Source organism: Bacillus sp. GC_Bacil_1, from assembly GCF_026540675.1.
Taxonomy (GTDB): domain Bacteria; phylum Bacillota; class Bacilli; order Bacillales; family Bacillaceae_G; genus Bacillus_A; species Bacillus_A cereus.
Window position 1 is genome coordinate 391,020 of sequence record NZ_JALNUG010000002.1, and the last position, 13,502, is coordinate 404,521.

Here is a 13,502-nt window from a genome sequence, read left to right on the forward strand (position 1 = left end):
CCTTTTAGAACTTGCTATTAAAGAGCCTTGTTCTGATAGATACGAATAGATAATATCCATGAAACCCCATAGCACCCCACTGCTATGACAGCAAATATAAGAAATAATTTCAAATTTGAAATCTCTTTTAAAAAGGTCAGTACGCCATTAGCATATTTATTTAATAAATATGGGGTATTTCGCATTAAATATATAACTCCAATAGATAAAAATATAAAAACTGGTACAAGTGTTTTCACTTTAAATGCAACAAAAAATGGGATGTAAAATGCAGTAATCAGCATGACTGCCAAGAAGCCTAGGATGTAACTTTCTAAGGAAAGTTGAAATTCCATGCTGTCTAAAATGAAATATTTTCCAACTAAACAAAATGGGATGATTACTATTGTAAAAAATAAGGTTCCAACATATTTTGAACTTATAATTTCCTTCCTAGTATACGGTAATGAGTTTACTAAAATATTAGCATTATCTTTATCATCAGATTGATATGTGTTAATTACAAAAACGGCACTACAAATGATTATGACATATGCTACATCCATGCCGGCCCACAAATAGGTAACTAGAAATAAGAGATAAGCAGGTAAAAAGGTTTTTTGTAAAATCAAATCCTTTTTAATTAAATTAAGCATCTTGACTCCCCCTTTTTCATGAAATACATAATATCCTCTAAACTTGGTTTTTCAATCACCACTTCTTTATTAAATAAAGTTTCGATAGAATTTACATTTTCAATCAATCCCTCGAAACCTGTATTTGCCTTACATACAGATATAAATTCACGCTCAGTATCAAAATCTAACATATCTAGTGGTCCTTTGACCAAAATATAATCTTCTGCAATGGCATAAATATCTTTTGTAAAAATATGCTTCCCATTTTGAATAAATGTAATATAATCGGCAATGCGGTCTAAATCCGTTGTAATATGAGATGAGAAAAAGATAGTTTTCTCACCATCCTGCATAATATTTTGTAAAACATCCAATAATTCTCTTCTAAATACCGGATCGAGTCCGGAAGTAGGCTCATCCATAATAATTAGTTCAGCATGATGTGAAAGGGCAATTGCAAGAGAGGCTTTCATTTTCATTCCTTTGGAGAATGTTTTCATTTTTTTATTTAATGGTAATTCGAACAGATCTTTATACTATGTAAATTGGTTAAAATCCCATTTTTTATAAGCAGGCGCAATAATTTTAGTAATTTCCTTTAATGTGAGTTCATCATAAAACACGTTATCGTCATAAACGAAACCAATTCTTTCTTTAATTCCCTTCGCATCAGTCGAATAGTTCATGCCAAATAAAGAGACATTTCCACTATCCGGGTTCATTAGATTCATAATCATTTTAATCGTTGTAGATTTACCTGATCCATTTCCGCCAATAAAACCCGTAACAAATCCTTTTTTTACTTCCATCGAAAAATTTTTAATTTGAAATCCTTGAAAAGATTTACTGACATTTTGAAGTTCTATTACGTTTTCCAAGAGTTTTCCTCCTCGTATAAAATTGTAAGCATTTCTTTTAGATCATTTAAAGAAACATCCATTTGTTTAGCATTTTGAATCGCTTCACACAACTTTTCTTCAACTGTCTTTAATTTTTTTTCTTTCATAGTTTCAATGTTTTGTTCTGCTACAAAGGACCCCCTTCCGACAATTGAATAAATAAAACCGTCTTTTTCCAGTTCTTCATATGCTCTTTTCGTTGTAATAATACTTACTCTTAAATCTTTTGCTAACTGACGCATTGAAGGAAGAGCATCTCCTTGCTTTAAATCACCTAGTAAAATAAGTTTTTTTATTTGGACACCAATTTGTTCATAAATAGGTTCCTTTGAAGTGTTCGTAATAACGATTTGCATGCAAATACCTCTTTTTAAAAATATTGTATATATACTTTATATACAATATATACTATCGTACATTGTAAATCAACAGAAAATTCCCAAAATATAGTCACGAACACAATCTAATAATAAATGTAATTCATACAACTTATTTATACGGGTCTTCCTCGTATTTGCTCGATTTTGAGGTGGAGGTCTTACTGCTAACTAATGCGGTATAAAGACTACGTTGTGTTTTACGGAGAAATTGGCATAGCTGGTAGTGTGAAAGCAAAAGAGTTTGAAACAGAAGAACAATCTGAGGAAGTTGCTATCAAGTTAGACTGGAATGAAGATGAAGAAGAAGGTTTGAAAAAGATGTTTCCTAAGCTATGGGACATGTATGGGGAAGAACCGATTGAGTGGTAGATTTATTCATTGCCAAAAACGCCTTGTTTCTTTCGTAACAAAGCGTTTTTTCTTGATACTATATTTAAATTGTTATCTTCCCACTTTCCCACCACTCCATAAAAGTTTTTAAAGAAGGAGCAAACCACGTTCTACTATCATTTTCATGGTTCCATACATATATATCATCTCTTTGCACTATCCCATTCAAAATGGAATAACCAAACAAATTACCATTTCCACCATCAGCGAAAAACAATAAACAGTCAAAAGGCATATATAAATCTTTAAAATCAACTATATATCTCATATTCATATTTTCTCTTTTTATTTTCGAGGCAGACCAAACAAAGTCCCCGTATTGACCTGCTATACCGTTTGTTTCTTGTAATAGCTGTGATAAGTCATTCGGTAATTCCACAAGTAAACACTTTTGTATTTCAATAAGCTCTTCCTTCATAGCGGGATTTTTTAAGCTTAAGTTTGATGAAATACTATGAATGGTTTCTTTCCACATAACCTTTTCTCCTCCTTATGTGCAATCAACTATATTCAAAGAGCTCCTCTAAATTTATTGATACCATTTTTCTAACAATTCCTTCTCCCTTTCGCCTGAAATCCCTGCTTTTAATTCCCATTCCTCCATACTCTTCATCCACTCATACACATCCGTCACAGTATCTTCTAATCTGCTAAAAGTAAGTCCCGCTTTAACAGCATTCTCGACACTAATAGAAAACCCACCTTTCCATGGCTTCGTTTCGCCTTCTAATGAAAAAGTTTCCGGAAGCCATAAAGGCATCTCCGTCCAAGGCTGCACTTTATGTTCCTTCATAAATGATTCATCTACCCAAACGAATGCAGCATCACTATTCGTAACCTTTTTACACGTATTTAATAGCTCTTCTATCGTCAATTCATCTTTCGGACCTGTTATATTGAATGTACCTGCTTTATTGTTTTCTGCCATGTTTAGTCCCCAGTTTGCGACGTCTTTTATATCAACTATCTGCACTGGACGGCCTTTTCTTCCTGGAACTAACACTTTTCCTCCCTTTGCTACACGTCCAATCCAGTATGGAAGCCGATCTGTATAATCAAACATCCCTGAAAGAAGTCCTGCTCTTACGTGTAAAACACGCCCTGGCCAATACTTCTCTGCTTCTTTTTCACACAATACTTTCAGCGCACCGTAATACTCATAAGGAGAAACTTCACCATTCTCCACAGCCTTTATTTGATCACCCGTAGGTTCGGATTGTAATATATAATCTTCTTTTATATGAGGCGGAATCCAATCTTTATAAACGGACAGACTTGAAATGAATATATAATGCTTTATATTATCGTGTAAGGCTTCTCCAACATTTCTAATGTGATGTGGAGAAAATCCACACGTATCTACGACAACGTCCCATTTTCGATTTTCTAAACTTGAAACATTATTATTTCTGTCACCAATTAACTGCTCTACTTCAGGAAAAATTTCTTTATTCGTTCCGCGATTAAATAATGTAACTTCATGCCCTCTTTTTAATGCCTCTTCTACAAAAGCTCTTCCTAAAAATCGTGTACCACCTAAAATTAGAATCTTCATAGTTCTCCCCCATTCGTGATTGAAAATCCTTACTTGTGTTAAACGATTTTTTGCTGTGAAAAGTTACGGGGTTAGTCTAACTTTTTCTACAAGTTCAACATATGTAATTTCCATTTCATATATAATTAAAATATCGGATATTTGATTAATCACTTATACATGTAAGTAGGTGAACAATATGAATAGAAACATAGTTTATCATTCAACATTATGTATGTATTGCCTCACATCGCTTGTATATATCATCTTACTGAACATAGAAAATGGTCGTAATTATTTAGGGTTTACGATGGTCATTCCGCTTTTAGCTGCTATTTTATATCAGAAATTATATACGAAACAAAAAATAGTTCATACATTTGGAATTTCACGTCCAAAAATAAAAACATTAATTTTCTCCATTTTATCCCCAATACTTCTAGGACTATGTCTCCATTTTTATTTTTATATTTATAATATAAATTTCTTATTTTATCATTGGAATAAATTGGGAGTTCTCTTGCTCATTGGTCTTACAATTGCTGCTTTTTCTGCATTTTTAGAAGAAATCATATGGCGTGGAAATTTTCATTACCATTTACGAAAAAATTTTTCATTAAAACAAACAGCAATCATTACTGCATCACTTTGGTCTTTATGGCATTTACCAGTATCAATCTTTTATAAAAATTATGAGTTTCAGCTTATAGGAATATTAAGCTATCTCTCATTATTATTTATATTATCTATAATTTTGACATATACGAGAGAGTATAGCCGCTCTGTGATAACACCTGCAATTTTACATGGTATGTTTAATGTATTTTATTTAACAGATGGAGTAGAAACAAAATGGGATATTAGCCTAATGGAATTAATTAAATTTATCTTGCTCGTAATTGTGTTTGGCATTATGTATCTAATACATCGAAAAGTTAAAAGTACCTAAACAAATTATAAAGTACTTCAACACCTATTCAATAATCGTATAGGTGTTGAAGTTTTCTAATCTTAGGTGCTCAACTTAGTTAATACATCACTTTTTTCTATCATGAAGAAAAAAACAAGTTTAACTAAACCTTTTATTCTTGTTTTTATAAAAATAACCATATTAATCTTTTAAATAAGGAAGTATGCACTCTTTAATTAACTTCCATCTATCCTCTGCATTCGGTATGACTTCAGAAGCAATCGCCACCACCAGTTCCTTCTCTGGTACGCAGCCAATTACATTCCCACCATCGCCCATTGCACAGTATGAAAAGATTCCATCCTCTTCTCGTAACCACCATAAGTAACCATATTGATTTTGGTTCATTTCTGTCGATTCTTTTATCCATGATTTTGATAGTATTTGCTTTCCATTATGAATACCTTCATTCAAATATAACTGTCCAAACTTAGCCATATCTCTAGCTGTTAACGTAAGTCCCCAGCCGCCTGTTGAAATACCATTTGGATCGTGAACCCATCCTTTCACACTTTTTCCGAATAGGTCATCGAATCCAAATGCCTTCATATTATAGTTTGGAATTTCTCTCATACCGAGTGGTTGAAATAAGTATTCATTCGCAAATTCACGTGCATTTTTTTCTGCTACGCTCATTATGATTGCTGATAATAAATGAGCTCCTGCAGATGAATATTTAAAAATTCCAACTTCTCCGCCTGCTCCTATCCTATTTAACGTATACTGTACCCAATCTCGTTGCGTACATAGCTCTTCTAACGGTTCCTGCCAGTCTACGAAAGGATGTGGAGCTGTCATTGTCAACAGATGTCGTACTGTTATTTCAGGTGAATGAACGTTATATTCCGGGAAAAATTCTATTACTTTTTGATCAACACTTTTTATATACCCTTTATCTACACATAGTCCAATCAACGCAGAAATTATCGTTTTTGTGACTGACGCTATATGAAATGCATCATCTGGACCGTGATCATTATAATAATTTTCAAAAACAACATTACCTCTCTGCACTACTAACATACCATTAATATTTTTGTATTCTTCTTTTATAATCAGATCTAACTTTTCAGCAGTTTTCATTAATCATTCCCCTTTAACCCATGATTAAAAAGGTTCGATAGGTACATATATATCAACTATATGTTTATTTTCCGGGTGCTGCCTTGGGTCATTTTTATACATTTCGAAAGGATACGAATCTCTCGGCTTATATCCGCTATTGGGAAGCCACTCACCGTATAAGAAATCCCATGCTCCTTTATATTCATCTTGGAATATTTCAAAATGACCTACCGCATATCTTCCAGAAGGTATTATCATTATTCCAATGTCGCTCGTTTCTACTGCGGACTCATTCGGAATTGTTATACATAAACTAGTTCTTAAATGATTGTCCTCAGTAAATTCATGATGATCGTGGTAAATGGTTAATACTTTCGTATCCTCAAATACATGATAGTTTTCCTCCACTGCGTAATGAAATAATTTCTCTATCATTTTTGGAAAAGCTATCGTTAACTCTTCATATGTACCGATATGCCTTATGTATGCGACGTGTATATCGTCCGCTGATACAATTTCAACATTTCCTCGAACCTTCTTACACTCATTGTATTGAGAAGTTCCGCTTACGTCTTTGCAATTCTTGCTATTGTCGTTTCGATATTGAGATGGACTTATTCCGTAATAATTTTTAAATGTTCGGGAGAAAACTGCTGAATCTGTGAATCCGAAGTGATACGCAATATGTGTAATCGTCATATCTGTGCGATATGTAAGTAAATGTGTTGCCCTTTCTAATTTCAATCGGTTTACATACCGTGATAATGGCTCGTCTACTATCCCCTTAAAAATCCGATGAAAATGAAACTTTGAAAATCCTGCTACTTCCGCTAGCTCTTCAATTGAAAGTGGATCATCTATGTGTGATTCTATATAATCTTGCACTTTATAAATGCGTCGTAAGTACTCATTTCTACTTTGTTTACTCTCCATACTTTTATCTCCTCACAACAAAAAGGCTAACGTTAAACTAGCCTACTTTTACACATTTTTCAAAAACAAAACTCTACTACCGCCGTTCCCATCATAATTTGTATGTACCGATACACCCTCTATCTCATCATCCCCGGCATCAATTCGAAAACCGATTTCTTGATGAAACTGTATCGATTTTTTGTTAATTGGTGACGTAATTGCTTTTACAACTTTACGATTATTTGCACGCGCGGCATCAAAGAAATAAGAATACAATGTCGATGCGATTCCTCTTCTTCTATACTTCGGATTTACACCGATAAAATGAACGTATGCTTCATCTTTATATGTTTGTGAAAAAAATCCACATAAGAAACCTAACGTTTCGCCATCTTCTTCAATGATAAAACTCGTTTCTTGAAAGTGGACGAAAAACAATTTTGGCAGCATAGCAGCCATATCTCTCCCGCCCCACCAATCATTTAAAACAGAATGAATCTTTACATAATCTTCCCCTTGGATGTTTCTTACTCGCATATATTTCTCCCTCTCACTCACTTCATTTTTTCATATATTTTAATTACGGTTTCTACTAATAGAATGAATACCCAAATCCCGCAAAATACAAGAACAGACTGGAATAAAGAACCTAGCATAACAATACTTATTAAACCTAATTCTGGGCCTGAAATGGACATTTCGTCAAATCCCATATTATGTATAAATGGACCGGTTGAAAAAGCCATTAAAATTGATCCTATTAAATAAAACACACTCATTATTTTTAATATTTTTATAGAAAGATACGAAGTTTCTTTTTCTTCCACTTGTGATAATTCGATTTCTCCGCTCGCAATTCCTTTTTGTAAACAGTCTTCACATAGAAATTCTTCCTTAATTTTTTTACCCCCGTGCAATGTACCTGTAATTTCTTTACAGCGCGAACACTTTCGATTTATCATTTTGTTATCACTCCAATCTCGTAAGATTATACTTATACAATTCTATTTTTACCTTATTATTCCTTTTGTGTATTTTATAGAGAGGTGACGTGTTTTATGATATCTAAACTTATTTTTGGTTATAAAAAGCCTACTGAGCAATATGTATTACGGCCTAGTTGTTATGCAATTATTTTTAACTCAACTTCTTCAAACATTGCTATTATCCAAAAAGGAGACCGTTATTTTTTACCTGGTGGCGGTATGGAAGGTACCGAAACAAAAGATGAATGCTTACATCGTGAACTACTAGAGGAATTAGGATGGGTAATTGAAATTAATCAATATATCGGTAATGCAATGCGATATTTTTATGCGGAAAAAGAAGATACTTATTATTTAAACGATGGGTTCTTTTATATTGCGAACATGGTGCAGACACAAACTGAAAACTGTGAGGAAGATCATGTTTTGCGGTGGATGTCTCCTTTACTTGCTGTAGAGCTTCTCATTCATGATCATCAAAAATGGGCTGTTGAACAAGCGCTTTTATTACAAAAACCAAAAGGATCTCCTTCTATATGAAAGAGATCCTTTTTATTGTTAACTTACTTTTTTCAAATTGAGAGCTGGCTTTTGAATTCCACCCTTTTTTACAACATATAAGCCGATAAAGATTATAAGTCCGCCAACGAGTTGCATCATGTTGATTTGCTCTCCGATAGTTACTGCCGCGAAGATAACTGCGAACAATGGTACAAGATACATATAAACCATTACTTTCGTTGAGCCTATTTTACTAATACCGACATACCACATTGCAAGTCCGAAGATTGTCGCGAAGACGATTGAATATGCTAGAGACCCCCAGCTTGGCATGTCTACTGGCCACGTTAATGTATTTACGTTGAATAAACAATATACAACGAGAGGTACAATTCCAATTAAAGTTGACCAAGATGTGACTCTCATTGCGGAATATTTTGTTATAAGAGGTTGCGCTAATATTGGATACCATCCCCACGCAATCGCTGCGACTAATCCAATTATGTTTCCGAGCCACGCATATTCGTAAGTAGCTCCTCCTGTATGTCCTGTTAATAAAACGAATGCTGCACCAATAAATGCTACTATTGAACCAATTTGTACTTTCATCGAAAAACGTTCTTGTTTGTGTAATACTGCTAATATCCCTGTAAATATAGGTGACATCGCAATTAATAATGAGGCGTTCGTTGCTGAAGTATATTTCACAGACAGCATAAACATCGTTTGATACATCGCCGTACCAACGATACCGACTGCTACTAATCGTAACCAATCTTTTCTTTCAATACGTAATGAGCGTTCCATCATAAATGTAATAAGTAATAATACCGGTGATGCTACTAAAAATCGTAAACTATTAAATTGAATGGATGACATATATGCCACGCCATACTTTCCTATTGTATAATTTGCTCCCCATACTAATGCAACTGATACTAGGAGCCATTCCATTTGCCATCGTTTCATCCGAATCTCCCCTTCCCTATTTAGCATAGTAAAATTGGCTGGATAAAACACCGTCCAATTGGCTGTTTTTTTACCCAGCCAATTTGCTATACTTGATGTAGTAAAAAGATACGGAGGCGTTTTTTTATGGAATGGAAGCTAGATAGTGACAGTAAAATCCCTATTTATCAGCAAGTGGTTGACTTTATTGAAAAACGTATTACATATGGAGAACTTCCTCCAGGAAGCTTCCTCCCTTCAGAACGGAAATTAGCTACGCAGTTAAATGTAAACAGAAGTACAGTAACGACTGCTTATAATGAACTTCGTGCTATGGGAATTGTAGAAAGTACGACTGGTAAAGGTACACGTGTAAGTACACATATGTGGGGTGTTTCTCCAACATTAACGCCGAACTGGAGAAATTTCGTAGAAGGTGGTACTTTTTTACCAAACTTACCGTTACTTCGTCATATTCGGGCAGAAGTACAACAAAATGAAAATATTATAGATTTCGCTAATGGAGAACTCGGTTGTAATCTTTATCCTCACGATCAACTACAAACGATTTTACGTGAACAACCGTTAACACATTCATTAAGTTACGATCATCCGCAAGGCTATCTCCCGCTAAGACAAGCGGTCGTAAAATATATGAAAGAATATTTAAAAGTTGAGGCGACCGAACAATCCATTATGATTACATCCGGCGCTCAACAAGCACTGCACCTTATCGTGCAATGTTTATTAAATCCCGGTGACGCCGTCGCTTTTGAAAGTCCATCGCACTGTTATTCCCTGCCGCTATTCCAATCAGCAGGTATTCGTATTTTCCCGTTACCTGTCGATGAACACGGCATTAATCCAGACGATGTACAAGAGCTATACAGAAAGCACCGCATTAAAATGATTTTTTTAAATCCAAATTTCCAAAACCCTACGGGAACGATGCTTCATCCAAATCGCCGAAAAAAACTATTATCACTTTGCGCAGACTTACGCATTGCGATTGTTGAAGATGATCCGTCTAGTCTACTTACGCTAGAAAAGAAACAACCTTGCCCTACTTTAAAATCGATTGATGAAAACGGAACAGTCATTTATGTACATTCCTTATCAAAAATGATCGCACCAGGTTTACGAGTCGGCTGGCTTGTCGCCCCGCAGTCTGTCGTAGAGCGATTGTCCGATGCCCGGCACCAAATGGAATTAGGAATGAGCATTTTCCCGCAGTGGCTTATACAACAATTTTTCGAAACTGTACCATTTCAGTCTCATATCGTTCCGTTACGAAAACAATTAGCAGAAAAAAGAGACGTTATCGTCCGTGCCCTAAACGAGCAACTTCACGATAAAATCTCTTTTTCAAACCCGACCGGCGGTATATACATTTGGGGGAAATTAAAAGAACCTATAAACGAAAAACAACTCATTATGCAAAGTTTAAAACAAGAAATTGCTTTTATGCCAGGTAGTATTTTCGGTGCGAAAGATGGTTATATACGTTTATCTTATGGAAAAGTGGATATTAATCAAATTGCGGAAGGTATTTCTCGTTTACGCGAGGCTATTTTGGTATGTGAAAATAACTTTAAATAAAGCTTTCTCGTTTGACAAAACCTAAATCTACCATTATTATCAACTCGAACCTATTTATAGGAGTGATAAAATGAAGATTTACGTTGATGCAGATGCTTGTCCTGTAAAAGATGTGATTATTTTTGAGGCTACGAATGTGGAAATTCCTGTTACCCTCGTTACTAGTTTTTCACATTATTCTAATGCAGAGCAGCCAAAAGGTGTCGAAACAATTTATGTTGATTCTGGAGCAGATGCTGCAGATTACCGAATTATGCAGTTAGCAAAAAAAGAAGATTTAATCGTAACACAAGATTACGGTCTTGCTTCGCTCGCTTTAGCAAAAGGCTGTATCGTTCTTCATCATAAAGGTTACAAGTATACGAATGATAACATTGAACAATTGTTACAAACACGATATTTAAGTGCAATGGTTCGAAAAAGTGGTAAACGTACAAAGGGACCGAAACCATTTACAGCAGAAGATAAAGAGAAATTTAGAGTGCTCTTTAAAAGTATGATTGCACTTCAGAAATAAACCTTCTATTTGTAGAGAAAGAAAAGAAGAGAATATCCAAATGAACATTCTCTTCTTGAGGTTTACCCTTTTAAAATGAAGGTAAATTATCTAAGTTATTTTCCTTTATACCATCCGGTTCACTACGTATAATATCTCTACCATACTTATGAAATACGTCCACATGAGCTAACTTCCCTGATTTTGCTTCATTAAGAGCAGTCATATAATCTAACTCTCTCCCGCTGCTTGTTTTAAAAGCAATTAAATCACCTTCATCATTTTTACGAACGGCAACAATTTGTTCTGCTCCTGAATTGACTTCATGGCCTATTTCAAATTGAGCTCGTTCATCTCCTTGATGTAAGTAATCATTATAAACTTTTTCAAAGTCTTTTTTATCCATAAAACTCACCTCCAACACATTTTATTAGTATGGTTGGGATGTAGTGGTTTTATGTACTTTTCTCTTAGAAAAACGTATTTTTAATACCTACGCAACCCTTTCAAAGTCTCCAATACATCATCTGTAAAGGCTGTACTTCCTTCTGTCTCTAAAACTCTGAAATAAAAACTTCTTAGGAAAGTTCTAATATTTTGTACTAAAATAGCATGCTGCGGATGTCGGATATCTTCAACAGTTGCTATACTATGTAGCCAATTGCTCCACTCTTCTCCAGTTAATAGATTTTGATCGCGTAATGACATAATTGGCTTTACTAATCTCTCATCCTCAAAGTGTATGTACACGTAGTCATTTAAACGAACCTTCTGACGAACAGCAGCTAATATTGCATATGAAAACTCACGATTTTGTATTGTACGTGCTAACGCATCGAGCGCATCCGCTGCGTGTGCTGTAGAATGTGCCCATCCTTTCCCTTCTACGTAACCCCTTACATCTTCTTCTAAATATACATATTCCAGCACTTGTTCTGCTACACTGTACAATTGTTCTTCCGATAACAACGGTTCTCTTTCATGAACAGATAAAATAAGTGGCGGAATTAATACGGAGAACGCACGTTTAAATACAGAGTCTGTTCCCTTTTCACTAATTTTATAAAATAAATAATCAGGACTAATCGCTTGTAACATTAATCCTCGTAACTCTTTTTGTCTAAATACATCATTTGTAATCCATGTGTGAAGCGTACTATAAATTAAATCATCACGTAATTCAGCATCAGGTGATCCGATATAATCTAACATCCACTGCGCATATGGATATGCATCCACATCTTCTGGTACAGCATAATTATTATTTTTAATTTGTAGTAGTTCTTCTTTTAATTCTAGTACTTCATTCATTAAATTTCCTGTCCCCTTTTTGCGTTTTTTATTGTCTTATCCCCTTTTATTTGCTTCATAAAATTAATTTAATTATAACAATAAATAAAAGGCTATACATATATTTCTGATTATGTATTACGCTCTTTCATGAAATATAACTTCTGGATTTTCTAAATCACTATTCTGAAATACAACATCCGCACACTCTATCGGATTATGCTCATCTATATACATCTTACAGGCCGCATGATATCTGTTTAAAAACATCTTCTCTGCTTCTTCATAACCTCCAAAAGCTTCAGTTTCCCGCTTAGCACCACGTTTTCTCGCAATCTCAAAATCTGTATCTACAAAGATTTTGTAATCAAATAAATGTGCAACGTCTTTTTTCAATAGAAACGTTCCATCTACTATTAATATCATATTTTGTGTGGCCAATAGCGGCTCATTATGTACAGGCATATCCGTTATTAAGTTATGAGAAATCGTTTCATACTGTAAATTCCCGTTAGGTCCTAAAGGCATTAATAATCTTTCTTTGAAAGCTGTATAATCGTGTGCATCTTCATAATACCCTCTTGCAGATTCTTTACCTTGTGCATAGCGAATCACTCTTGAATTATGAAAATCGTCGATGCTAGCGCGTGTTACTGGTAACCCTCGTTTTTTTATTTCTTCCGCTAGTTCGTTTGTAAATGTTGTTTTTCCTGATGCTGTAATACCACTTACTCCAACTCTTGTTGGATGAGTTAAGTTTAATTTTAAAATATGATCTACAATTTCTTTCATGCGTTGTATTCGGTTCATGATATTTCCTCCTACAATCAGTTTACATAACATAATTACAGGTAACATTTCATATCATTATTTGTCGGTAAATCGATATCCTTTGTCGAATCGTTGATATAT

The 13,502-nt window shown here is 34.5% G+C and carries 17 protein-coding genes and 1 pseudogene; 5 read left to right on the forward strand and 13 right to left on the reverse strand.

All coding sequences use genetic code 11. The annotated features are described in order from the left end of the window. Window positions 1-17: 17 nt before the first annotated feature. The 3 genes and pseudogenes from OXT04_RS05085 to OXT04_RS05095 all read right to left on the reverse strand — a co-directional run bounded on the left by OXT04_RS05085 (window position 18) and on the right by OXT04_RS05095 (window position 1,872). Window positions 18-635, reverse strand: a complete 618-nt coding sequence (locus tag OXT04_RS05085; RefSeq protein ID WP_000933343.1) for an ABC-2 transporter permease — start codon at window positions 633-635, stop codon at window positions 18-20. Then, window positions 623-1,495: pseudogene (locus OXT04_RS05090) on the reverse strand (ABC transporter ATP-binding protein). Before OXT04_RS05090 ends, OXT04_RS05085 begins: the two are co-directional and overlap by 13 nt. Beyond that, a complete protein-coding gene (locus OXT04_RS05095; protein ID WP_001167593.1) occupies window positions 1,483-1,872 on the reverse strand; it encodes a GntR family transcriptional regulator in 390 nt (129 codons plus the stop codon). Before OXT04_RS05095 ends, OXT04_RS05090 begins: the two are co-directional and overlap by 13 nt. A 195-nt stretch (window positions 1,873-2,067) precedes the next feature. Here OXT04_RS05095 and OXT04_RS05100 point away from each other — a divergent pair, with 195 nt between their 5' ends. Then, window positions 2,068-2,265, forward strand: coding sequence for a hypothetical protein (locus OXT04_RS05100; protein ID WP_001269542.1), 198 nt, complete (start codon window positions 2,068-2,070; stop codon window positions 2,263-2,265). Between the two features lie 64 nt (window positions 2,266-2,329). Here OXT04_RS05100 and OXT04_RS05105 read toward each other — a convergent pair whose 3' ends face one another. Both OXT04_RS05105 and OXT04_RS05110 read right to left on the reverse strand, forming a co-directional pair. Then, the gene (locus OXT04_RS05105) at window positions 2,330-2,761 is read right to left on the reverse strand and encodes an SMI1/KNR4 family protein (protein WP_267413611.1); all 432 of its coding nucleotides are present in this window, start codon (window positions 2,759-2,761) and stop codon (window positions 2,330-2,332) included. A 54-nt stretch (window positions 2,762-2,815) separates the two neighbouring features. Beyond that, window positions 2,816-3,841: an SDR family oxidoreductase gene (locus OXT04_RS05110; protein ID WP_000697712.1), complete on the reverse strand. Its 1,026-nt coding sequence runs from the start codon at window positions 3,839-3,841 to the stop codon at window positions 2,816-2,818. Window positions 3,842-4,130: 289 nt separating this feature from the next. Here OXT04_RS05110 and OXT04_RS05115 point away from each other — a divergent pair, with 289 nt between their 5' ends. Continuing rightward, a complete protein-coding gene (locus tag OXT04_RS05115; protein WP_276591239.1) occupies window positions 4,131-4,769 on the forward strand; it encodes a CPBP family intramembrane glutamic endopeptidase in 639 nt (212 codons plus the stop codon). Window positions 4,770-4,931: 162 nt separating this feature from the next. Here OXT04_RS05115 and OXT04_RS05120 read toward each other — a convergent pair whose 3' ends face one another. The 4 genes from OXT04_RS05120 to OXT04_RS05135 are packed head-to-tail and all read right to left on the reverse strand — an operon-like array spanning window position 4,932 to window position 7,732. Continuing rightward, window positions 4,932-5,873, reverse strand: a complete 942-nt coding sequence (locus tag OXT04_RS05120; RefSeq protein ID WP_000844644.1) for a serine hydrolase domain-containing protein — start codon at window positions 5,871-5,873, stop codon at window positions 4,932-4,934. Window positions 5,874-5,897: 24 nt separating this feature from the next. Next, window positions 5,898-6,788 (reverse strand): AraC family transcriptional regulator, encoded by an 891-nt coding sequence (locus tag OXT04_RS05125; RefSeq protein WP_000444273.1) that lies wholly within the window; start codon window positions 6,786-6,788, stop codon window positions 5,898-5,900. Between the two features lie 48 nt (window positions 6,789-6,836). Continuing rightward, entirely contained in the window at window positions 6,837-7,307 is a 471-nt protein-coding gene (locus OXT04_RS05130) for a GNAT family N-acetyltransferase (RefSeq protein ID WP_001266053.1), read from the reverse strand. Window positions 7,308-7,324: 17 nt separating this feature from the next. After that, window positions 7,325-7,732 carry a DUF3980 domain-containing protein gene (locus tag OXT04_RS05135; protein ID WP_000610486.1) on the reverse strand — a complete coding sequence of 136 codons (408 nt, stop codon included), beginning with the start codon at window positions 7,730-7,732 and terminating at the stop codon, window positions 7,325-7,327. A 96-nt stretch (window positions 7,733-7,828) separates the two neighbouring features. Here OXT04_RS05135 and OXT04_RS05140 point away from each other — a divergent pair, with 96 nt between their 5' ends. After that, complete coding sequence (locus tag OXT04_RS05140) at window positions 7,829-8,296, forward strand: NUDIX hydrolase (RefSeq protein WP_000623967.1); 468 nt, start codon at window positions 7,829-7,831, stop codon at window positions 8,294-8,296. Between the two features lie 18 nt (window positions 8,297-8,314). Here the strand turns inward: OXT04_RS05140 and OXT04_RS05145 are convergent, their stop codons facing one another. After that, window positions 8,315-9,226 carry a DMT family transporter gene (locus tag OXT04_RS05145; protein WP_000832981.1) on the reverse strand — a complete coding sequence of 304 codons (912 nt, stop codon included), beginning with the start codon at window positions 9,224-9,226 and terminating at the stop codon, window positions 8,315-8,317. A 126-nt stretch (window positions 9,227-9,352) separates the two neighbouring features. Here OXT04_RS05145 and pdxR point away from each other — a divergent pair, with 126 nt between their 5' ends. Beyond that, window positions 9,353-10,804, forward strand: coding sequence for a MocR-like pyridoxine biosynthesis transcription factor PdxR (gene pdxR, locus OXT04_RS05150; RefSeq protein WP_000454932.1), 1,452 nt, complete (start codon window positions 9,353-9,355; stop codon window positions 10,802-10,804). 70 nt (window positions 10,805-10,874) lie between these two features. Beyond that, window positions 10,875-11,321 (forward strand): YaiI/YqxD family protein, encoded by a 447-nt coding sequence (locus tag OXT04_RS05155; RefSeq protein ID WP_000708773.1) that lies wholly within the window; start codon window positions 10,875-10,877, stop codon window positions 11,319-11,321. Window positions 11,322-11,391: 70 nt separating this feature from the next. Here the strand turns inward: OXT04_RS05155 and OXT04_RS05160 are convergent, their stop codons facing one another. The 3 genes from OXT04_RS05160 to OXT04_RS05170 all read right to left on the reverse strand — a co-directional run bounded on the left by OXT04_RS05160 (window position 11,392) and on the right by OXT04_RS05170 (window position 13,400). Beyond that, window positions 11,392-11,706 carry a DUF3892 domain-containing protein gene (locus tag OXT04_RS05160; protein WP_016081097.1) on the reverse strand — a complete coding sequence of 105 codons (315 nt, stop codon included), beginning with the start codon at window positions 11,704-11,706 and terminating at the stop codon, window positions 11,392-11,394. Window positions 11,707-11,786: 80 nt separating this feature from the next. Continuing rightward, window positions 11,787-12,611, reverse strand: a complete 825-nt coding sequence (locus OXT04_RS05165; RefSeq protein ID WP_001006690.1) for a DUF2785 domain-containing protein — start codon at window positions 12,609-12,611, stop codon at window positions 11,787-11,789. 117 nt (window positions 12,612-12,728) lie between these two features. Further along, entirely contained in the window at window positions 12,729-13,400 is a 672-nt protein-coding gene (locus OXT04_RS05170; protein WP_001079969.1) for a nucleoside/nucleotide kinase family protein, read from the reverse strand. Window positions 13,401-13,502: the final 102 nt, after the last annotated feature.